This window comes from Asanoa ishikariensis (genome assembly GCF_900107455.1).
Classification (GTDB): Bacteria; Actinomycetota; Actinomycetes; order Mycobacteriales; family Micromonosporaceae; genus Asanoa; species Asanoa ishikariensis.
On sequence record NZ_FNQB01000002.1, the window covers coordinates 861,322 to 881,427 of the forward strand.

Annotated in this window: 18 protein-coding genes; 9 read left to right on the forward strand and 9 right to left on the reverse strand. The window is 71.2% G+C overall.

The window, feature by feature from the left end; all coding sequences use genetic code 11:
• Positions 1-2: 2 nt before the first annotated feature.
• From BLV39_RS18355 to ccrA, 8 genes are all read right to left on the reverse strand, one after another.
• Positions 3-308: a transcriptional regulator gene (locus BLV39_RS18355; RefSeq protein ID WP_090793727.1), complete on the reverse strand. Its 306-nt coding sequence runs from the start codon at positions 306-308 to the stop codon at positions 3-5.
• A complete protein-coding gene (locus tag BLV39_RS18360) occupies positions 305-1,045 on the reverse strand; it encodes a hypothetical protein (RefSeq protein WP_090793730.1) in 741 nt (246 codons plus the stop codon). Before BLV39_RS18360 ends, BLV39_RS18355 begins: the two co-directional genes overlap by 4 nt.
• A 105-nt stretch (positions 1,046-1,150) precedes the next feature.
• Entirely contained in the window at positions 1,151-2,140 is a 990-nt protein-coding gene (locus BLV39_RS18365) for a hypothetical protein (protein WP_090793732.1), read from the reverse strand.
• A 115-nt stretch (positions 2,141-2,255) separates the two neighbouring features.
• Positions 2,256-3,392 carry an AI-2E family transporter gene (locus BLV39_RS18370; RefSeq protein ID WP_373315398.1) on the reverse strand — a complete coding sequence of 379 codons (1,137 nt, stop codon included), beginning with the start codon at positions 3,390-3,392 and terminating at the stop codon, positions 2,256-2,258.
• Between the two features lie 84 nt (positions 3,393-3,476).
• Positions 3,477-3,914, reverse strand: coding sequence for a metallophosphoesterase family protein (locus tag BLV39_RS43040; RefSeq protein WP_176984967.1), 438 nt, complete (start codon positions 3,912-3,914; stop codon positions 3,477-3,479).
• Positions 3,915-4,346: 432 nt separating this feature from the next.
• Positions 4,347-5,618, reverse strand: coding sequence for a coiled-coil domain-containing protein (locus BLV39_RS18380; protein ID WP_090793737.1), 1,272 nt, complete (start codon positions 5,616-5,618; stop codon positions 4,347-4,349).
• A gap of 184 nt (positions 5,619-5,802) precedes the next feature.
• A complete protein-coding gene (locus tag BLV39_RS18385) occupies positions 5,803-7,041 on the reverse strand; it encodes a coiled-coil domain-containing protein (RefSeq protein WP_090793740.1) in 1,239 nt (412 codons plus the stop codon).
• A gap of 137 nt (positions 7,042-7,178) precedes the next feature.
• Entirely contained in the window at positions 7,179-8,528 is a 1,350-nt protein-coding gene (ccrA, locus tag BLV39_RS18390; protein WP_090793743.1) for a crotonyl-CoA carboxylase/reductase, read from the reverse strand.
• A 102-nt stretch (positions 8,529-8,630) separates the two neighbouring features.
• Here ccrA and BLV39_RS18395 point away from each other — a divergent pair, with 102 nt between their 5' ends.
• Positions 8,631-9,554 (forward strand): TIGR03621 family F420-dependent LLM class oxidoreductase, encoded by a 924-nt coding sequence (locus tag BLV39_RS18395; protein ID WP_090793745.1) that lies wholly within the window; start codon positions 8,631-8,633, stop codon positions 9,552-9,554.
• Here the strand turns inward: BLV39_RS18395 and mce are convergent.
• Entirely contained in the window at positions 9,551-10,021 is a 471-nt protein-coding gene (gene mce, locus BLV39_RS18400) for a methylmalonyl-CoA epimerase (RefSeq protein WP_090793748.1), read from the reverse strand. The genes BLV39_RS18395 and mce overlap by 4 nt on opposite strands.
• 65 nt (positions 10,022-10,086) lie before the next feature.
• Here mce and BLV39_RS18405 point away from each other — a divergent pair, with 65 nt between their 5' ends.
• The 8 genes from BLV39_RS18405 (at position 10,087) to BLV39_RS18440 (ending at position 20,100) form a co-directional block, all read left to right on the forward strand.
• Positions 10,087-11,271: an acetyl-CoA C-acetyltransferase gene (locus BLV39_RS18405; protein ID WP_090793750.1), complete on the forward strand. Its 1,185-nt coding sequence runs from the start codon at positions 10,087-10,089 to the stop codon at positions 11,269-11,271.
• On the forward strand, positions 11,268-12,239 hold the full coding sequence (gene meaB / locus BLV39_RS18410) for a methylmalonyl Co-A mutase-associated GTPase MeaB (RefSeq protein WP_090793753.1): 972 nt from the start codon (positions 11,268-11,270) through the stop codon (positions 12,237-12,239). The genes BLV39_RS18405 and meaB overlap by 4 nt, the downstream gene beginning before the upstream one ends.
• 48 nt (positions 12,240-12,287) lie before the next feature.
• Positions 12,288-15,335, forward strand: coding sequence for an FtsX-like permease family protein (locus BLV39_RS18415; RefSeq protein ID WP_090793757.1), 3,048 nt, complete (start codon positions 12,288-12,290; stop codon positions 15,333-15,335).
• Positions 15,332-16,210 carry an ABC transporter ATP-binding protein gene (locus tag BLV39_RS18420; RefSeq protein ID WP_090793761.1) on the forward strand — a complete coding sequence of 293 codons (879 nt, stop codon included), beginning with the start codon at positions 15,332-15,334 and terminating at the stop codon, positions 16,208-16,210. Before BLV39_RS18415 ends, BLV39_RS18420 begins: the two co-directional genes overlap by 4 nt.
• A complete protein-coding gene (locus BLV39_RS18425; protein ID WP_090793764.1) occupies positions 16,207-16,881 on the forward strand; it encodes an ATP-binding cassette domain-containing protein in 675 nt (224 codons plus the stop codon). Before BLV39_RS18420 ends, BLV39_RS18425 begins: the two co-directional genes overlap by 4 nt.
• 32 nt (positions 16,882-16,913) lie before the next feature.
• Positions 16,914-17,459, forward strand: a complete 546-nt coding sequence (locus BLV39_RS18430; protein WP_090797502.1) for an Asp23/Gls24 family envelope stress response protein — start codon at positions 16,914-16,916, stop codon at positions 17,457-17,459.
• 33 nt (positions 17,460-17,492) lie between these two features.
• Entirely contained in the window at positions 17,493-19,166 is a 1,674-nt protein-coding gene (gene icmA, locus BLV39_RS18435; RefSeq protein WP_090793766.1) for a coenzyme B12-dependent isobutyryl-CoA mutase large subunit, read from the forward strand.
• Positions 19,167-19,233: 67 nt separating this feature from the next.
• Entirely contained in the window at positions 19,234-20,100 is an 867-nt protein-coding gene (locus tag BLV39_RS18440) for an ABC transporter ATP-binding protein (protein WP_090793769.1), read from the forward strand.
• Positions 20,101-20,106 lie beyond the last annotated feature (6 nt).

Consider the following 20,106-nt stretch of genomic DNA (forward strand, 5'->3'; position numbering starts at 1 on the left):
CGTCAGGCCCGGCGGCGGAGCAGCTCGCGGAGCGCGTCGAGCTCGGCTTCGAGGGCGTGCCGGCCCTGGGCCGTGATCCGGACCCAGGTCTTCGGCCGGCGGCCGTGGTAGCCGCGTTCGAGCTCGATCAGGTCGGCCTCCTCCAGGACGGCGAGGTGCCGGGAGAGGTTGCCGGGGGTCAGTTCCAGGGCCTCGCGGAGGTAGCTGACCTCCACCGTCTCCGTCTCGGCCGCGATCGTGAGGATGCCGAGCCGGTGCCGTTGATGGACGGTGTCGTCCAGCCCGTTGGTCGGAAAGGGGTCGCTCAAGCGGGCCGCCTCGTGAGCAGGGCGGCGGTGCCGCCGACGAGCAGGATGACCGCCGGCGGCACGGCCGCCAGCAGGAAGCTCCAGCGGCTCAGGTCGCCGGGCTCGAACTCGCTCAGGTGGAACCAGCCGTTGACGGCGACGACGGCCGCGGTGAAGCAGAGCGTCACCACCAGCAGGGCTCGGCTGCGTTCGAGTCGGGCCAGCACGAGCAGGCCGACCGCGATGACCAGGTGCGGGAACATGCCCCGGTTGGCGACACCCAGCAGCGAGATGGTCACTCCGCTGGTCGCCCCGGACACCCCCGCGTCCGTGTTGAACAGCAGGAAGCGCAGGACGACCGGCAGCAGCACGCCGGCGAGCGTGCCGATGACCCCCGCCCGCAGGTAGGCGCGGGTCGGAGTGCGCAGGCCGGTCCGTTCGCCACGCCAGCGATACCAGCCGAGGCTGATCAGAAAGCCGGCGAGCAGCGCGACCAGCCAGTACCAGCCGAGCCCGGTGGAGTGCTCCAGGAAGTCTCCGCCCAGGGCGGCCAGCAGGGGACCGTCGCCCGGCAGGCCGACCATGCCGACCCGCTCGGCCGACTCCAGGTAGAAAGGCAGGGCGGCCGCCATGAGCAGGCCGAACAGGATCAGCGGGAACCAGTACGCGTGGCGGGCCGCACGGGTGCGCCGGCGCAGGTCGGCCATCGACGCCAGGAGCTCACCGGGTGCCGCGTCGTGGTGCGGTTTGTCGGACATATCGCTCCTCCATGGGGTCGATGCCGAGCTTCTGCACTACCAAAAGCTTTGCATCACAAACCATTCTGCGCAAGAGTAGGACGCACAGTGGAGGGTGCGGACGACCTACTTGTCGAGGACGGGCGTGCGGGAGTCGGCCCAGAGGTTGGTGTCGGCCCAGGTGATGCCGGGGTGGTCCGGGCGGGCGACCACGCCGTAGCGGAAGTCGCGGCCGAAGACGTTGCGGCGGAAGGTGACCGAATCGGCCTTCAGGTCGTCGCGGATGCCGATCGAGTAGTTGCCGCCGTTGCAGTAGTTGTCCTCGAAGACCAGGTCACGGACCAGCGGCGTGGTGGTGGAGCCGACCATCAGGCAGGCGTTGAACGGGTCCTGCGTGGCCTTGTCGTAGAGGTCCAGGCGGTTGTGCTTGACCACGATGGCCGTGCCGCCGGTGGTCTGCAGCGCGTCGTTGTGCGAGCTGTCGGTGCGGGCCAGGTCGTGCACCCACGAGTCGACCACGGTGACGTTGTTGCCCAGCCGGGGACCGTCGATGACGTTGCGCACCTCAGCCCGGCGCAGCGTGTAGTTGTCGCAGCAGACCGCCGTCGAGTTGATGCCCGTGCCGTCGATCTCCACGTCTTCCAGGACGAGGTTCTCGGTGGTGTCGAAGGTGCGGACGGCCCAGGTCTTGCGGTCGCAGGTGATCCGGGACTGGCGGATCGTCACGTTCCGCGCGTGCACGTCGACGCAACCCTCGATGTCGAGCCCGGTGAGCACCTCGCCGTCGGTGACCAGGTCGAGGCTCTCGACCTTGGTGAGCGCCAGGCCCTCCGGCACGCCGGTGTTCGACGCGTCGGGCCACGAGGTCGGCACCGGACCCTCAGCCTCGACCCGCACACCGGGGGAGGCGCTCGGGACCTTGGTGGCGGCGGCCGGTGGCGGAGTCGGCTCATCGCTGGGCAGCAACCACGGTGCGACCAGCGCACCGACCAGCACGACGGCCAGCACACCGAGGGCGATCGCGATCGGGCGACGCCAACGGGCCCGGAACGGGCTCGGGGGTGGTGGATCTCCGGGGCCACGCACGTGGGCGACGCCGACGGCGGTGTTGGTCACGGTTCCCCCAGGTTTCGCGCGGCACGACGCCAAGAACGGCGCCGCCGGGCTGCGAACGCACCGACGCTACAAGGCGCGGTCGATCAGTAACAAGGCCGGTTCGGCATTTGCGCGGTCAGCGTGCCTCCTGCCGAGGCATGACCACCTCGCGGACGATGAGTTGCACCGCGGCCACCGCCGGGATCGCGACCAGGGCGCCGAGCACGCCGAACAGGCCGACGCCGACCAGTGCCGCCACGATCGCGGCCACGTCGCTGACCTTGACCGACTTGCGCATCACCTTCGGATAGATCAGGTAGTTCTCGACCTGCTGGTAGACGAGGAAGAACACCGCGGCCGCGATGCCGACCGTGAGCGAGTCGGCGAACGCGACGATGGTGACGATGACGGCACCGATGGTCGCGCCGATCTGCGGGATCAGGTCACAGACGGCGACCACCACGGCGAGGGCGAACGGGTACGCCAGACCGACGATCATCGCGAACACGAACGCGCTGATGCCGGCCAGCACCGCGATCGCCAGCGCGCCGACGATGTAGGCGCCGACCTTGGCGAGGATCTCGTCGGAGAGCAGCCGGACCCGCTCGCGGCGGGACGCCGGCACCAGGCCGTACGCGGCGCTCTTCATCTTGTCGAAGGACGCCATGAAGTAGATGGTCAGCACCAGCACGGTGAGGACCTGGAAGATGGTGCCGAAGAGCAGCTTGGCGCCCCCGAAGACACCGCCCAGCGCGCGGCTGAGCGTCTCCGGGCTGGCCAGTGACTTGACCCGGTCGACAAGGTCGAACTGGCCGACCAGGTCGTTGATGGTGTCGTTGCGTTGCAGCGCCTCGATGTAGCCGGGCGCCGCTGTGATGAAGTCACCCACCTGGGTGACCAGCGGCGGCACCAGCGCACCGATCGCGCCGCCCAGCACCAGCACGAGCGCGAGCGCGACGATCGCCACGGCACCGCCGCGCGGCACGCCGATCTTGCGCAGCCGGACCACCGCCGGGTTGAGGCCGATGGCCAGGAACAGCGCGATGAAGATGAGCACGAGGATGCCGAGCGCGTTGCGTGCCGCGAGATACGTGGCGTACGCGAGGACCAGGCCCAGCCCGCCGACGAAGCCGATCGTGAACGGGCTGCGCCGGAACGGCCGGCCGGGCTTGCCGAAGGGCAGTTCGTCGGTTTCCGCGGACCGTGGCTTGGGAACCGGCTCGTCCTTGGTCGCCTGCTCGTCAACCGTCGGGGCCGGATCGTCGGTGCTCACCGTGGCTCCCCCTTCCACCCGTCCAGGCCCGGCACGTTACAAGACCGGTGCGACGGCCGCACTGCCGCCGCACCGGCCGGCGGCTCAGCGCACGACGCCGATACCCGAAATGGTCTTGTCGTACTCGGTGAAGGTCTGGTTGTTGTAAGGCCCGTAGACCCAGGTGTGCAGCGACTCGGTGGACGTGTCGATCTCGACCAGTCGCACCGGGTTGGTGGTGTTCGAGTGGAAGGTCTGCAGGAACGAGTAGATCTTGTTGCCGTGTACGCCGGTGTCGACCCGGCTGCCGGCGATGCCGACGTGGCCGGAGAAGACGAACCGGATGTTCGCGTACTGCTTGACCAGGTTGTCGTAGAGATACTGCGGGCTGGTCGCCCCGTACGACGCGCTCTGCTCGATGTTGCCGTTGCCGTCGATGTAGTCGTGCGTGACCACGATGACGTTGCTGTGCGGGTTGGCCGCGACAACGCTCCTGGCCCAGTTGACCGCCTCGACCCGGGGCCACAGCTCCAGGGTCAGCACCAGCCACGAGGCGGTGGTTGCCGATCGCGAGCGAGTAGGGGATCCGGGCGGTCTCCAGCGGGCGCATCGCGTTGCGGGCGATCACGTACTGGGAGTGGTCGGGCGTGTCCCAGTTGACCACGTCGCCGGAGGAGGTGACGAACCGGAGGTCGAGCGCGGAACGGTTCCCCACCAACCAGTTGGTCCGGTTCAGGAACCGGGTGTCCGCGGCGTTCAGCACCTCCTGCTGCGTGTCCGGCATGACCGCGAAGCTGAACTTGGTGTCCGCGACGGCACCGGACATCTTCGCGTACGCGATGTGCACGTTCCGGTCACAGGCCGCCAGCCTGGTCCTGCTGACCCGCATTGTCGGTTCCTCCATGCATGGGTGTCCATGGACAACCCGCATGTTAGGTACGCGAAATGGACGCCAGCCGTCGTGATCGTGACCAGTTAGTCGGCGGTGAGCGTACGGCTCTTGTGCTCGGTGGCATCGACGGTCGCGGTGAGCGCGGCCGCGTCGACCTTCCCGTTGCCGTTGGACCCGGCGGCCTCAGCGGCCTCCGCCGGCTCCGGTGCGACGGCCGCCGCCCGTGCCTCGGCCAACGACTGGTGTGCCTTCGCCAGCTCGGCCTGGGCCTCGGCGAGCTGCTTGCGGGCCGCCTCGGTCTCCTGCTGGGTGGCGGCCAGCCGCTCGGCCTCGTCGTCCTGCTGCCGGCGGATCGCCGCGGCGTGCTCCTCGGCCTGGCGACGCAGCTCGACCGCGTATCGCTCGGCCTCCACCCGCTGGGCCGTGACCTGCTGCTCGATGCCGGTGCGCCACTGCGTCAGCTCGCGTTCGGCGGCGGCGCTGCGGGACGCGTAGTCCTGCTCGGCGCCGCTCTGCCGGTCGCTGATCTGCTGCTCGAGCGCCGTGCGGTGCTGGCCGAGCTCCTGCTCGATCGCGGCCCGCCCCTCCGCACCCGACTGCTCCAGCGCGGCGCGCTGCTCGGCGCCCGCGCGTTCGAGCGCGGCGCGCTGCTCGGCGGTCTCCCGCTCGACCGCGGCCCGCTGTGCGGCGACCAGCGCTTCGGTCTCGGCGCGCAGCGCGGCCAGCTCGCGTTCGGCGGTGGACCGCCGGCCGCCGATCTCCTGGTCGACCGCGGCGCGCACCGAGTCGGCCTCCTGCCGCGCGGTGACCAGGATCTGGCTGGACTCGCCGTGCAGCCGTTGGATCTCGGCGTGGGTCGCGGCGAGCTGTGCCTCGACCTCGGCCCGGCGGGCGACGTCGACCCGCTCCTCCTCGCCGCGCCGGGCGGCCAGGGCGAGCTCGAAGTCGCGGACCGCCGAGGCGGCGTGCCCGCGGGCCTCGTCGACGATGTTGTCGGCCTGGTCGCGCTGGGACTGCACCGAGCGGTGCGCGTCGGAGCGGATCTCGTCGGCCTGCTCCTCGGCCAGCGCGAGGATCTGCTCGACGCGGGGACCGAGGTGGCGGAACCGCACGACGTCGATGCTCGCCGCCTCCCGCCGCACCGTGGCCAGCTCGACCTGGAGCTGCTCGACCTGCGCCGAGAGCGTGTGGATCTGACCGAAGTGGTGTTCGCGTTCGGCCAGCAGTGCGGCGATCTCCTGCTCGGCCTGGCTGACGTAGCGGTCGACCTGGCGACGGTCGTAACCGCGCAGCGCGGACTCGAAGTGGGGGGAGTTGTCGCCGCCCAGAGCGAACAGTTCCGCGCCGTTGGACATGGTCACATCCTCACATGCGCCGTCCCGTAGCGCTCCGATACACACCGCATGGCGGGACGTGCGACTGTTGCTGCCGAATTGAGGGGAGTAGACCAATATTAGCCGAGCGCTCAGACGGCGACAGGCCGCACCGCGAACTCGCGATGCGGCCTGACGATGCCAGCCGTTTGCCCCAGCAGCGGGGTCAGGCGGTGGCCGCCGACTTGTCCTCGGCGTCCTTGTCCTTCTTGGTCTCCTGCTTGGGCGCCGCCACCGAGGGGACGATGCCCGCGAGGCCCGACAGCATCTGGCCGAGCTGCGCGGTGACCGCGTCCTTCTGACGGGTGAGGTCTTCGACCTCGCGCCGGGCGGTGTTCGTGGTGATCTCGGCCTCGCTGCGCGCCTCGGTGAGGTGGCGGTGCGCCTCGGACTGAGCTTCCTTGAGGTTCTTGTCGGCCGCGGCGCGGGCCCGGTCGACGGTCTCGGCGGCGGTGCGCTCGGACTCGACCCGGCGCGCCTCCGCACGCTGCTCGATCTCCTTGGCCCGGTCCTCGGCGGCGCGGGCGCGCTCCTCGGCCTCGGCGACCAGCTTCTGGGTCTGCGCGACCTGCGAGGCGTGCCGTGCGGACTCTTCGCGCTCCGACTTCTCGCGACGCTCGGCCAGCTCCAGCGCGAGGGCCTGCAGGTCCTTGTCGCGCTTGTCGCGGGCGTCGCTGAGCATCTTGGTCGCCTCGGCGCGCTTCTCCTCGGCCTCGCGGCCGGCCTTGGCGCGGAGCTGGGTGATCTCCCGCTCGGCGGTGGCGCGCAGCGTGGCCACCTCGCGCTCCACGGTCGACTTGAGCTCGGCGACCTCGTGCGCGGTGACCGTGCGCAACTGCTTGGTCTCGCGGTCGGCGTCGGCGCGCAGCGTGTCGGCCTCGCGGCGGGCCTGCACGCGGACCTCGGCGGCCTCGCGCTCGGCGGCGGTGCGCAGGCTGCCGGCCTCGCGCTCGGCGGTGGCCTTCATGGCCGCGGCCTCGGCGCGCGCCTTGTCGGTGATCTCGCGGGCCTCGAGGCGGGCCGCGGAGAGGATGCCCTCGGACTCGCGCTTGGCCTCGCCCCGGTGGTCGTTGGCCTGCTCCTCGGCGAGGCGCAGGATCTGCTCGACCCGGGTGCCGAGACCGGAGAGCGTCGGCCGGTTGTTCTCCTCGAGCTGCTTGTTGGTGTCGTTCAGCTTCTGCTCGAGTGCGCCGAGCCGCTGCTCGGCCTGGCGCAGGCGGCGCTGCGCGTCGTTGGTCTTCTGCTCCGCGTCGGCGCGCTCCTTCTCGGCAGCGGCGAGGCGGTTCTGCAGGCGCGAGATGGTGTCGTCGACCTGCCTGCGGTCGTAGCCGCGCAGAGCGACGGTGAACTCTTCCGTCGAGTTAGCGTTCTCGAAGAAGCCAAGGGAGGACTGCTGCTGGGGCATTGGGACATCCTGGCAGACCTACCAGGGGGCAGCGCAAGGGCGGTGCGGCCGTTGTCGCCCGACAAAGCATGGTCATCTTACCAGCCTTGGCCGTCGACATAGGAAATTCCGCCGATCGTGGACAAACGGCGAGTCGGCTATTCGCCCCGGAACCTGTTGATCGCTTGTTCGTGCCGCGCGCGCAGCTCAGGATCACGAACGCCCAGCCCCTCGGCAGGTGCGAGGCAGCGGACGCCGACCTTTCCCTGATGCCTGTTGTGTTGTACGTCGAGGGTCGCTTGGCCGGTCTGCTCCAGCGGATAGACGCGGGAGAGCGTCGGGTGGATTCGAGCCGAAGAGATGAGTCGATTCGCTTCCCACGCCTCGCGATAGTTGGCGAAGTGGCTGCCGATGATCCGCTTCAGGTTCATCCACAGATAGCGGTTGTCGAACTCGTGTTGGAAACCACTTGTCGACGCGCACGTGACGATCGCCCCGCCCCGCCGCGCGACGTACACGCTGGCGCCGAAGGTCTCCCTCCCCGGGTGCTCGAAGACGATGTCCGGATCGCGCCCGCCGGTGAGCGTCCGGATCAGCTCGCCCAGTCGGCGCCACTCGCTCGGGTCCTGGGTGTGCTCGTCGGACCAGAACCGGAAGTCCTCCGCGGCGCGGTCGATGACGAGCTCGGCGCCCATCCGCCGGCACAGCTCGGCCTTCTCGGGCGAGGACACCACGCAGACCGGCGTCGCGCCGCCGTGCAGCGCGTACTGGGTGGCGTACCCGCCGAGCCCGCCCGAGGCACCCCAGATGAGCACGACGTCACCCTGCTTCATCGCGGCGCCGTGGTGCGAGACGAGCTGCCGGTACGCGGTGGAGTTCACCAGCCCCGGGCAGGCGGCCTCCTCCCAGGTCAGGTGCCGCGGCTTCGGCATGAGCTGGTTGGCCTTGACCACGGCCAGCTCGGCCAGGCCGCCGAAGTTGGTCTCGAAGCCCCAGATCCGCTGCTCCGGGTCGAGCATCGTGTCGTCGTGCCCGTCGGCCTCCTCCAGCTCGACCGACAGGCAGTGCGCCACCACCTCGTCACCCGGTTTCCATTTGGAGACGCCGGCACCCACCCGGAGCACGACGCCGGCGGCGTCCGAACCCACCACCTGGTACGGCAGCTCGTGCCGCTTGGTGATCGCCGAGAGCTTGGCGTAGCGGCGGAGGAACGCGAACGTCGGCACCGGCTCGAAGATGCTGGTCCAGACGGTGTTGTAGTTGATGGCGCTCGCCATGACCGCGACCAGCGCCTCGCCCGGCGCCAGCTCCGGCGTCGGCACCTCCTGCACGTGCAGCGACTTGCGGGGGTCCTTGTCGCCGGTGGCCAGCCCTTCGAACATGCCGGTCTCGTCGGCCCGCACCACCACACCGCGATAGGTCGGGGGCACCGGTATCCGCCCGAGTGCGGACAGCTCGGACGAAGTGGAACCTTCGCCCGCCATGATCGCTTCGACGATCTCGCGCACCCGGAACCTCCGCAGCCCCCGACAATCCCGCTGATCCGGACGTTACGCACGCCGCCGCCGGCCCGGACCCCGTTCGCGAAACGAGCCACTAGGGTCGGCGCCATGCCGAAGCCGTTTCGCTTCACCGCGTCCATGCCGGGCCTCAACCGGAGCCCGGAGCAGTGGCGCGATCAGATCCGCCGGATCGAGGAGCTGGGTTTCAGCTCGGTGGCCGTGTCCGACCACTTCACCGACGGCTGGGCGATGGACCCGATCGTGGCGATGACGGTGGCCGCCGAGGCGACCAGCCGGCTCCACGTGCTCGCACTGGTGTTCTGCAACGACTTCCGGCACCCCGTGCTGCTGCACAAGTCGATGGCCAACCTCGCGGTGTTCTCCGGTGGCCGGGTGGAGGTCGGCCTGGGCGCCGGTTGGAAGCAGAGTGAGCACGAGGCGGCCGGGCTCACCTTCGATCCGCCGGCCGAACGGGTCGAGCGGCTCGCCGAGTCGATCGAGGTGGTCTCCGGGCTGTTCGGTCCCGCGCCGCTGACGTACGCCGGCAAGCACTATCGGATCACCGAGCTCGACGGGCTGCCCAAGCTGGATCGGCGCCCGCCGCTGCTGGTCGGCGGGGGCGGTCGCAAGGTGCTCGAACTGGCTGGGCGCACGGCGGACATCGTCGGCATCAACCCGCGGCTGACCGCCGGGGGTGGGCTGGCCGCGGCGATGGCCGACATGACCGCCGAGCGGATCGCGCGGAAGGTCGCCTGGGCGCGCGCCGCCGCCCCCGAACCCGAGCGGCTCGAGTTCCAGATGACGATGCTCGACGTGCGGGTGACGGTCGGTGGCGAGACGCACGGCTCGACGTCGAGCCAGGCCGCGGCGGCGACGCCGGAGGAGTTGGCCGCGTCGCCCGCGGTGCTGCACGGCACCGTCGACGAGTGTGTCGACAAGCTGGTCGAGGTCCGTGAACGGTTCGGGATCAGCTATTTCCACCTGGGCGGCAACCTGGCCGCCGCGGCCCCGATCGTGGCCAAACTGGCCTAGCGGGGCGGCTCGACGAGCTCGACCAGCACGCCGCCGGCGTCCTTCGGGTGCACGAAGTTGATCCGGGAGCCGGCGGTGCCGCGCCGGGGTGCGTCGTAGAGCAGCCGCATGCCGCGGTCGCGCAGCACGGCGGCGGCCACCTCCACGTCACGCACCGTGTACGCGACCTGCTGCACGCCCGGGCCGGACCGGTCGAGGAACTTGGCGATGGCCGACGCCGGCGACAGCGGCGCGAGAAGCTGCACGCAGCCGCCCTCGGTGGTCGGGCCGACCGACATCATCGCCTCGCGTACGCCCTGGTCGGTGTTCTCCTCGATGTGCACACAGGTCATCCCGAACACCCGGGTGTAGAACTCGACGGCTTCGTCAAGGTCGGCGACCGCCACCCCGACATGGTCGATGCGGAGCAGTCCCACATCCGAAGTGACAGAGTCGTCAGCGTGCTTCGCGGCGGCGTCCTGGCCCATGGCGATATTCTGGCCGAACGATCGCTAAGGTGACCGGTCGACACCCGTTCTGAGAGGTAAACGACATGACGAGCGTGATCGTTGGCGGCGCGCGCACGCCGATGGGCCGGCTGTTGGGCAACCTCAAGGACTTCCCGGCGACCAAACTGGGTGGGTTCGCCATCAAGGCGGCGCTCGAGCGCGCCGGTGTGGCGGCCGACCGGGTCGACTACGTGATCATGGGTCAGGTGCTCCAGGCCGGCTCCGGGCAGATCCCCGCCCGTCAGGCCGCCGTCGCGGGCGGCATCCCGATGTCGGTGCCGGCGCTGACCATCAACAAGGTCTGCCTCTCGGGTCTCGACGCGATCGCCCTCGCCGACCAGCTCATCCGCGCGGGCGAGGCGGAGATCGTGGTGGCCGGCGGCATGGAGTCGATGACCAACGCGCCGCACCTGATGCTCGGCCAGCGGGGCGGCTACAAATACGGCGACGTCACGGTCAAGGACCACATGGCGCTCGACGGCCTCACCGACGCCTTCGACCAGATCAGCATGGGCGAGTCGACCGAGCGGCTGGGCACCAAGCTGGGCATCGGCCGGGCCGAACAGGACGAGTTCGCCGCGCGCAGCCACCAGCGGGCCGCCGCCGCGCAGAAGAACGGCTTCCTGGCCGAGGAGATCGTGCCGATCGAGGTCCCGCAGCGCCGGGGCGAGCCGATCGTGATCAGCGAGGACGAGGGCATCCGGCCCGACTCGACCGGCGAGTCGCTGGGCAAGCTGCGCCCCGCCTTCGCCGCCGACGGCACGATCACCGCGGGCAGCTCGTCCCCGATCTCCGACGGCGCCGCCGCGGTGGTCGTGATGAGCAAGGCCAAGGCCGAGGAGCTGGGCCTGTCCTGGCTCGCCGAGATCGGCGCGCACGGCATGGTCGCCGGTCCCGACAACTCCCTGCACTCGCAGCCGTCCAACGCGATCAAGAAGGCGCTCGCCAAGCAGGGGCTCTCCGTCGCGGATCTCGACCTGATCGAGATCAACGAGGCCTTCGCCCAGGTCGGCATCCAGTCGATGCGGGACCTCGGTGTCACCGACGAGATCGTCAACGTCAACGGCGGCGCCATCGCGCTCGGCCACCCGATCGGCATGAGCGGCGCCCGGCTGGCGCTCACCCTCGCGCTGGAGCTCAAGCGGCGCGGCGGCGGCACCGGCGCGGCGGCCCTGTGCGGCGGCGGCGGCCAGGGCGACGCCCTGATCATCACCGTTCCCAACGCATGACCGTTCGGCGCAGCCGAAGCGTTCCCGAGCTGGTCGAGCAGGCCCAGGCCGGTGACCACCGGGCCGTCGCGCGGCTGATCACCCTCGTGGAGAACGGTGACGAGCTGCTGCCCGAGATCGCGGCCGCGCTCGCGCCGCACACGGGTCGGGCGCAGGTGATCGGCCTGACCGGGTCGCCCGGCGTCGGCAAGTCGACGACCACCAACGAGCTGGTCAGCCACCTGCGCAAGCAGGGGCATCGGGTGGGCGTGCTGGCGGTCGACCCGTCCAGCCCGTTCACCGGCGGCGCGATCCTCGGCGACCGGGTGCGCATGCAGGACCACGCCACCGACCCGGGTGTCTACATCCGGTCGATGTCGTCCCGCGGGCACCTCGGCGGGCTCGGCGCCGCCACCCCGCAGGCGGTCCGGGTGCTGGAGGGCGCCGGCTGCGACGTGGTGCTGGTCGAGACCGTCGGTGTCGGGCAGGCCGAGGTGGAGGTCGCATCACTGGCGGACACCACGCTGGTGCTGCTCGCGCCCGGCATGGGCGACGCGATCCAGGCCGTCAAGGCCGGCATTCTGGAGATCGCCGACGTGTTCGTGGTCAACAAGGCGGACCGGGACGGTGCGGACAACACCTACCGGGACATCCAGGGCATGATCAGCCTCGGCGAGCGCGGCCCGGGTGACTGGCGGCCGCAGGTGGTGCGCGCGGTGGCCAGCAAGGCCGAGGGCATCACCGACATCATCGAGGCGGTCGACAAGCACCGCGCCTGGCTGGTCGAGCACGACCAGCTTCGCCGCCGCCGGGAGAAGCGGGCGGCCGCCGAGGTCGAGGCCATCACGCTGGGCGCGCTGCGTGCCCGGATGGCCTCGTTCCGCGACGGTACGACCCTTGGAGAACTGGCCTCCGCGGTGGCCGCAGGCGAACTGTCCCCTTATGCCGCGGCCGATCGGTTGCTGTCGACTCTCGAGATCGAAAACTAGGCAACCTTCGGGGCGACGTCGCGCGTTACGTTCCCCGGAGGTGAGCCAGTGTCCGGTCTGATCGTGACTCTGCGCGGCATCCGATCACGGTTTGGCCGGTCGACGCTCGTCGTCCTGCTGTCGACGGTCGCTATCGCGGCCGCCGTGCTCGTGCCGCTGTATTCGAGGGCTGCCGCGCAGTCGGTGCTTACCGACACGGTCGCGGGCCCGCCGCCGATCGTGGCGGGGTTGACGGCGCGCAGCACCGAGCTGCAGGACATGTCGACGAAGGTCGACGCTCGGCTCAAGGCCACGCCGATTGTGGCCTCCGTCCTCGGCAGCCCCCAGGACACCATCGCCAACAGCGTCGACCCCGCCATCAAGCAGAAGAGCCGGGGCCGACTGGTCTACCGCCCGGGCGCCTGCGAGCACCTCACGATCGTCGAAGGGCGCTGCCCGGGCGAGAACGAGCTGATGATCAGCGACCGCACGGTCGAGCGGATCGACGTGCACATGGGCGATCTGGTGCGGTTGCCGGCCACCGGCGGCAGCTCGCGCACCACGATTGGCGCGCCGCCTCCGAAGAACCCCAGCTTCCCGGTCGTGGGCATCTACCGGATCGGGGACCCTACCGACCCGTACTGGGAGACCACCGGCTTCTTCGGTGGCTCCGAGTTCAACGAGTACGGCGACGGCACAAAGATCGTCGACGAGCTGTTCACCGGCACCGAAAGCACCGTGCGGAGCATCCCGCTCGGTCGCCCGGTGGCCTCCATCGAATACCCGCTGGTGCCCGAGAGGGTCCGGCTGGGCGACGTGCCGGAGCTGCTCCGCGAGCTCAACGCCTTGAGCGCGGCCAACTCGATCGAGGACGTGGCGTTCACCATCGGCCTGCTGGACAGCTTGCGGGTCGCCGACCGGCAACGATCGGCCATCACCGCCTCGGTGCCCACGGTCGCCCTGCCGCTGGTGGTCCTCTGCTGGTTCGTGTTGTTCCTGGTGGTCGCGGCCGTCACCGACGACCGGCGGGCGGAGATCGCGGTCGGCAAGCTGCGTGGGCTCAGCCTCGGCGGGATCACCCGGTTCGCGGTCGGTGAGCCGTTGCTGCTGATCGCCCTGGCCGCGCCGCTCGGCCTGCTGCTCGGCATCGGGCTGACCAACCTCGCGGCCGGCGCCTTCCTGGCGCCCGGCGTCGACGTCCAGGTCGGCTGGCCGGCGTTGCTGGTGGGCCTCGGCGCGCTGTTCGGCGCCGTGGCCGCCGCCGTGCTCGGCGCCCGGGAGACCGTACGGGCGAGCATCGGTGCGCTGTTGCGCCGCGTGCCGCACCGCGCGCGGCGAAGGGCGCTGGTGGTCGAGGCGATCGTCGCGGCGCTCGCGCTGGCCGCCCTCTACCAGCTCCTGGCCGGCAGCGACGGGCAGAGCGCGACGCTGGGCTATGCGGCGCCGGCGCTGATCGCCCTGCTCGCCGGCCTGCTCACCGCCCGGCTGCTCGGCCTGGTCGCCCGTCGCCGGCTGCCCAGGGCGGTCCGCCGGGGCCGGCTGCCCACGCTGCTGGCCGCTGCCCAGGTCGGCCGCCGGCCCGAGAGCGCGCGGCTGGTCGCTGTGCTGACGGTGGCGCTGGCGCTGCTGACCTTCGCGGCGACCATCTGGGACGTCTCCTCGGCGAACCGGCTGCGTACCGCCAACGCCGAGATCGGCGCCGACCGGGTGTACGTCGTCAACGCCACCGAGCCCAACCAGGTGCGTGCCGCGGTCGCCCGGATCGACCCGACCGGCCAGGTCGCGATGGCGGTGACGCGGGTCAAGCAGAGCTACAACCTCGACTACGTCGACCTGATCGGGGTGGACGCGGAGCGGATGCTCGCGGTCAGCCGCTGGCCCGACAAGTCACCCGAGCAGGTCGCCGCCGTGGCGAAGAGCCTCGACGACGCGAGCGCACCGACCGTGACGCTGAAGACGGGTCGGGTGCAGGTGCGGGCGACCGTGCGCGCGCTCCAGCAGAAGCGGCCGATGAGCCTCGGCATGGTGGTCGGCGAGCCCGGCGCCGCGCCGCGCTCGATCTACCTTGGTCCGCTCAAGTCCGGGTCCGCCACGTACTCGGGCGACCTGACCTGCGCCCCGGCCGGGTGCCGGCTGCTCGGCCTGCAGGTGCGCCGTTACCCGGGTGACAACGAGCCGGGCGCCGCGACCGTCACGATCGAGAGCCTGGAGCTCGGCGGCGCCCCGCTCGACGCGGCGCTGAGCGTTCCCGGCGCCTGGCGCCCGACCGAGCCCCTGCCGGCAACCCAGACGATGAACATCAGCACCGACGACAGCGGGCTCACGCTCGACGTGACCGGTGCCAGCAGCATGGACATCGTGGCGCAGTACGGCGACGTGTCCGCGGAGGCACCGGTCGTCCTGGCCGGCCCGGCGCCCGCCGACGACCCCGAGGCGGGCAGCTTCTCCTTCCCGCTGCTCGGCAGGGCGCCGGACCCGGTGAAGGTGGTCGACCATGTCGACCTGGTGCCGCGCGGCGGCGGAAACGCGCTGCTCTTCGACGGCCCCGCGATGGTGGACCGGGCCGAACGCTCCGCCGGGCTCAACACCGACCAGATGACCTTCGAGGTCTGGGCGACCGATGCGGCACCGGCCGACCTGGGCGCGCGGCTGGCCGCCGAGGGCGTGCCGGTGGTGCGCACCGAGAGCTGGTCCGCACAGATGACCCAGCTCGGCCGAGCCGCGCCGGCGCTCGCCCTGCGGCTCTACCTGTTCTCCGGGCTGGTCGCCTTGCTGCTCGCACTGCTCGCGCTGGTGCTCGACGCGGGCATCACCGCGCCGTGGCGCCGCGAGCAGGCGCGCGGACTGCGGCTGACCGGCGTCCCGGCCAAGGCCCTGCGGGCGATGGCCAACCGGGAGAACCTGATGGTGCTCGGGTATCCGGTCGTCGCCGGGGTCGTGGCCGGGGTCGGCGGTGCTGCTCTGGTGCTGCCCGCGATCGCGCTGGTCTCGATCGACGGCGGCGACCAGGCTTATCGGCTGGGCGGCTGGTGGCTGCTCGGCTCGCTGTTGTTCCTGTTGGTCGCGCTCGTGGGCGCGGGTCTGGTGCTGCGCCGAGTGCGGGGAGGTGCGCGATGAGCGCGCGAGTCGACACGCTGGACACCGAGGTGGGCTTCGTGCCGCTCGGCGTCACCTGCCGGGGCGTGGTCCTGATCTACCGGCTGGAGGGTTACGACGTGGTCGCGCTGGCCGGCGTCGACCTCGACATCGCGCCCGGTGAGTCGGTGGCCCTGGTCGGGCCGTCCGGTGCGGGCAAGTCCACGCTGCTGTCGCTGATGTCCGGTGTGCTGCGGCCCTCGGCCGGGCGGTTGCACGTCGGCGAGCTCGACCTGGTCAGGGCCGGGCCGGCCGAGGTGCAGCGGCTGCGGGCGGTCGACGTCGGCGTCTCGCTGCAGGGCAGTGCGCGAAACCTGTTGCCGTACCTGACCTGCGAGCAGAACGTGCGGTTCGCCCAGCGCGCGGCCCGCAGCCATGGCCGGCGCCCGCCGGACCCGACGGTGATCCTCGACGACGTGGGCCTGCTGGCCAAGCGCCGCGCGGAGCCGGGTGAGCTGGCACCGGGTGAGCGGCAACGGCTGGCGTTCGCGGTGGCCCTGGCCGCTCGGCCGGGCCTGCTGCTGCTCGACGAACCGACCAACCAGCTCGACGAGCACTCCCGCGACGAGGTGCTGGAGGTGCTGCACCGCCTGCACGCGGCCGGCACCACGGTCGTGGTCGTCACCCACGACATCGAGGTCGGCGCGGCGCTCGGCCGCACCGTGACCATCCGCGACGGCCGGGTCGGCGCCGAGGGCCGGCGCGGAGAGGACTACTCCGTGGTGGGGCGCGACGGTAGCGTGCACCTTCCGACGGAGCTGCTCGACCGGCTGCCGCCGGGCACGCTTGTCAAGATCGCGTCCGACGCCGACGGCACCATCCGGCTCGTACCGGCGCTCGAAGGGGGAAACCGATGAGCAGGACCATCGTCGTCGACGAGGTGACCGTCGCGTACGGCGCGGGCGAGCCGGTGCTGGCCGGCGTCTCCGCGCTCGCCACGCCGGGGCAGGTGCTCGCCGTGACCGGCCCGTCCGGAGCCGGCAAGACGACGCTGCTGTGGACCATGGCCGGGCTGCTGCGCCCGTCGGCGGGCAGCGTGACCGTGGACGGCGAGGCGGTCCGCGACCGGGACTTCGCGGTCGCGCAGCAGATCGTGCTGGTGCCGCAGGACAACGGGCTGGCCGCGATCCTGACCGCCGCCGAGAACGTGCAGGTCGCCCTCATCGCCGGTGGCGTCACACCGCCGGAGGCGCGCCGGCGCACCGCCGAGGCCCTGGAGCGGCTGGGCCTGAGCGGCCAGGCCGACCAGCTCGTCGAGGAGCTCTCCGGTGGCCAGCAGCAGCGCACGGCGATCGCCCGGGGGCTCGCGCTGCACGGTGACGTGGTGCTGGCCGACGAGGTCACCAGCGAGCTCGACGCGACCAACCGGCAGAAGGTCATCGACCTGCTCCGCGAGGAGGCGTTCCGGGGCGCGGCGGTCGTGTTCGCGACTCACGACCCGGAGGCGGCCGCGGCCTGCGACGCGGAGCTGCACCTCGTCGACGGGCGGGCCGAACTGGTGCGGGGTGCTGCCGTCAAGGCCGGCTGACAGGGTTGCCTGGCGGGGCTAGGGTGCCGGCCATGACCGAAGCCAGCACCACGGCTGCCGACGACGCGGCGGCGGCCCAGGCACACGTGCCAGCACAGCGGCCGGAGAGCAACGGCGAGGGTGTCGCGATCTCCGAGGTGGTCGAGCGCGCCACGGCCGCGTCCGGCCGGGTCGCGTCGGCGGTCGTCGAACGACTGCGCAACGAGGGTTCCCTGGCCGCCGAGCGCGGCGCGACCACCGTCGCCGACGAGGTCGTCGAGAAGATCGCCGGGATCGCCGTGCGCGGGGTGCCCGGCGTCCACGACCTCGGCGGCGACGTCGCCCGGGTGTTCGCCGGCCTGCGCGAGCGGGTCGGCCTCGGTGACGCCGACGACGCGGCCGACCGGGGCGTCAAGGTCCGCCTCCAGGGCGACCAGGCCACGGTCGAGATCACCCTGGTCATCGAGTACGGGCAGGTCGTGCGCACCGTGACCGACGCGGTCCGGGCCGAGGTGATCAGCTCCGTCGAGAAGATGCTCAGCCTGCACGTGACCGAGGTGAACATCAGGGTTGACGACGTACACGTACCAGAGGCTTAGCGATCGTTCAGGCGAACCATCTAGACTGGCCCGATGGACGCCGAGGAGATCGCTGCTGGGCGAGCGCGCTGGCAGGCCCGCTACGACGCCGCACGCAAGCGCGACGCCGACTTCACCACGCTCTCCGGCATGCCGGTCGAGCCGGTCTACGGGCCGCCTCCTGGCGCCGACGTGCCCGGTTTCGAGCGGGTCGGCTGGCCCGGTGAATATCCCTACACCCGCGGCCTCTACCCGACCGGCTACCGGGGCCGCACCTGGACGATCCGGCAGTTCGCCGGCTTCGGCAACGCGCAGCAGACCAACGAGCGCTACAAGCTGATCCTCGGCGCCGGCGGCGGCGGGCTGTCGGTCGCGTTCGACATGCCGACCCTGATGGGTCGCGACTCCGACGACGCGCAGGCGCTGGGCGAGGTCGGCCATTGCGGCGTGGCCATCGACTCGGCCGCCGACATGGACGAGCTCTTCGACGGCATCGACCTGGCCTCGGTCACCACCTCGATGACGATCTCCGGGCCCGCGGTGCCGGTCTTCTGCATGTATCTGGTGGCCGCCGAGCGGCAGGGCGCCGACCTGAGCAAGCTCGACGGGACGCTGCAGACCGACATCTTCAAGGAATACATCGCGCAGAAGGAGTGGCTCTTCGAGCCGGAGCCGCACCTGCGCCTGATCGGCGACCTGATGGAATACTGCGCCCGCGAGATCCCCCGCTACAAGCCGCTGTCGGTCTCGGGCTACCACATCCGCGAGGCCGGCTCGACCGCCGCGCAGGAGCTCGCGTACACGCTCGCTGACGGCTTCGGCTACGTCGAGCTCGGCCTGTCCCGGGGTCTCGACATCAACACGTTCGCTCCCGGCCTGTCGTTCTTCTTCGACTCGCACGTCGACTTCTTCGAAGAGATCGCCAAGTTCCGCGCCGCCCGGCGCATCTGGGCGCGCTGGCTGCGCGACGTCTACGGCGCCACCGACGAACGCGCCCTCTGGCTGCGCTTCCACACGCAGACCGCGGGCGTCTCGCTGACCGCGCAGCAGCCGGTCAACAACGTCGTCCGCACCGCCGTGGAAGCGCTGGCCGCGGTGCTCGGTGGCACCAACTCGCTGCACACCAACGCGCTCGACGAGACGCTGGCGCTGCCCACCGACGAGTCGGCCGAGATCGCCCTGCGCACGCAGCAGGTGCTGATGGAGGAGACCGGCGTGACCAACGTGGCCGACCCGCTGGGCGGCTCCTGGTACGTCGAGGCGCTCACCGACGCCATCGAGGCCGAGGCGGAGAAGACCTTCGAGCGGATCCGCGAGCTGGGCTCCGACGGCACGATCACCTCGGGCATCCTGCGCGGCATCGAAGACGGCTGGTTCACCGCCGCGATCGCCGACTCGGCTTTTACTTACCAGCGTGCCCTCGAAAAGGGTGAGAAGAAGATCGTCGGGGTCAACGTGCACACCTCCACCACCGCCAAGGAGCTGGAGATCCTGCGCATCTCGCACGAGGTCGAGATCGAGCAGAAGGCGCTGCTGGGCCGCCGCAAGGCCGCCCGCGACGAGGCGGTCGTCGAGGCCGCCCTCAAGCGGATGGTCGACGTGGCCAGGACCGGCGACAACATGATCCCGGCCATGCTGGACGCCGTGCGCGTCGAGGCGACCCTGGGCGAGATCTGCGGCGTCCTGAAGGACGAGTGGGGCATTTACCGGGAACCCGCACGCTTCTGAGGCCAGCTCTGCTAACGCTGTGATCACGGGGCTGCGCTATCGCCGTCATAGGTGATAGGCAGTACCCGTGTCGGGTCTCGCTGTCGCATGTCGCCGGGTGGTGCACATCTATCGTGCCGAGGCGGGCGATGTCGTCGCCCTCTCCGGTGTCGACCTGTCGATCGGTCCCGGCGAGATGCTCGCGCTGGTCGGCCCGTCGGGTTCAGGCAAGTCCACGTTGGTCGCGCTGCTCGCCGGGCTCATGCGCCCGTCCGCCGGGCGGGTCAACGTCGGCACCTTCGACCTAGGCAAGCTCAGCGACGCCGAGATCTCGCGGCTGCGCGGCACCCAGATCGGTGTGGTGCTCCAGGGCGCCGCCCGCAACCTGTTGCCGTACGCGTCGCTGGAGCGCAACGTCTGGCTCGCCCAGCGCCGCGCCGCCCGCACCGAGGGCATCGAGCTCGAAGATCCGGAGCGCATCCTCGACCTGGTCGGCCTGCGCGGCAAGGGCGCGGCGCGGCTGACCGACCTGGCGCCCGGCGCCCGCCAGCGCGCCGCGCTCGCGGTCGGCATCGCCGCGTCGCCCGGCCTGCTGCTGGTCGACGAGCCGACCAGCCAGCTCGACTCGCACGGCCGCGACGAGGTGCTCGACGCGCTGGAGACGGTCAACGCCGAGCGCGGCACCACCGTCGTCGTGGTCACCCACGACGCCGAGGTCGGCGCGCGCCTGGGCCGGGCGGTCACCATCCGCGACGGCCGGGTCGGTGCCGAAGGACGCGGGGGCCAGGACTTCGCCGTGGTCGCCGGCGACGGCACCGTGCAACTACCGCCCGACGTGCTCGGCCACTTCCCGCCCGGCACCCTGTTCACCGTCGACCAGGCCGACGGCAGCGTGACCCTGGTTCCCGGCGGTGCCGCCCAGCTCCCGGAGTCGCACACCGGCGACGCGGCGTAACCCGCG

What these genes read in the sequence shown, in the direction of transcription:
- BLV39_RS18360 (WP_090793730.1), bottom strand. Translation starts at nt 1,045, where the DNA reads ATGTCCGACAAACCGCACCACGACGCGGCACCCGGTGAGCTCCTGGCG.
- BLV39_RS18380 (WP_090793737.1), bottom strand. Translation starts at nt 5,618, where the DNA reads ATGTCCAACGGCGCGGAACTGTTCGCTCTGGGCGGCGACAACTCCCCC.
- BLV39_RS18385 (WP_090793740.1), bottom strand. Translation starts at nt 7,041, where the DNA reads ATGCCCCAGCAGCAGTCCTCCCTTGGCTTCTTCGAGAACGCTAACTCG.
- BLV39_RS18395 (WP_090793745.1), top strand. Translation starts at nt 8,631, where the DNA reads ATGCCGAAGCCGTTTCGCTTCACCGCGTCCATGCCGGGCCTCAACCGG.
- mce (WP_090793748.1), bottom strand. Translation starts at nt 10,021, where the DNA reads ATGGGCCAGGACGCCGCCGCGAAGCACGCTGACGACTCTGTCACTTCG.
- BLV39_RS18405 (WP_090793750.1), top strand. Translation starts at nt 10,087, where the DNA reads ATGACGAGCGTGATCGTTGGCGGCGCGCGCACGCCGATGGGCCGGCTG.
- meaB (WP_090793753.1), top strand. Translation starts at nt 11,268, where the DNA reads ATGACCGTTCGGCGCAGCCGAAGCGTTCCCGAGCTGGTCGAGCAGGCC.
- BLV39_RS18420 (WP_090793761.1), top strand. Translation starts at nt 15,332, where the DNA reads ATGAGCGCGCGAGTCGACACGCTGGACACCGAGGTGGGCTTCGTGCCG.
- BLV39_RS18425 (WP_090793764.1), top strand. Translation starts at nt 16,207, where the DNA reads ATGAGCAGGACCATCGTCGTCGACGAGGTGACCGTCGCGTACGGCGCG.
- BLV39_RS18430 (WP_090797502.1), top strand. Translation starts at nt 16,914, where the DNA reads ATGACCGAAGCCAGCACCACGGCTGCCGACGACGCGGCGGCGGCCCAG.
- icmA (WP_090793766.1), top strand. Translation starts at nt 17,493, where the DNA reads ATGGACGCCGAGGAGATCGCTGCTGGGCGAGCGCGCTGGCAGGCCCGC.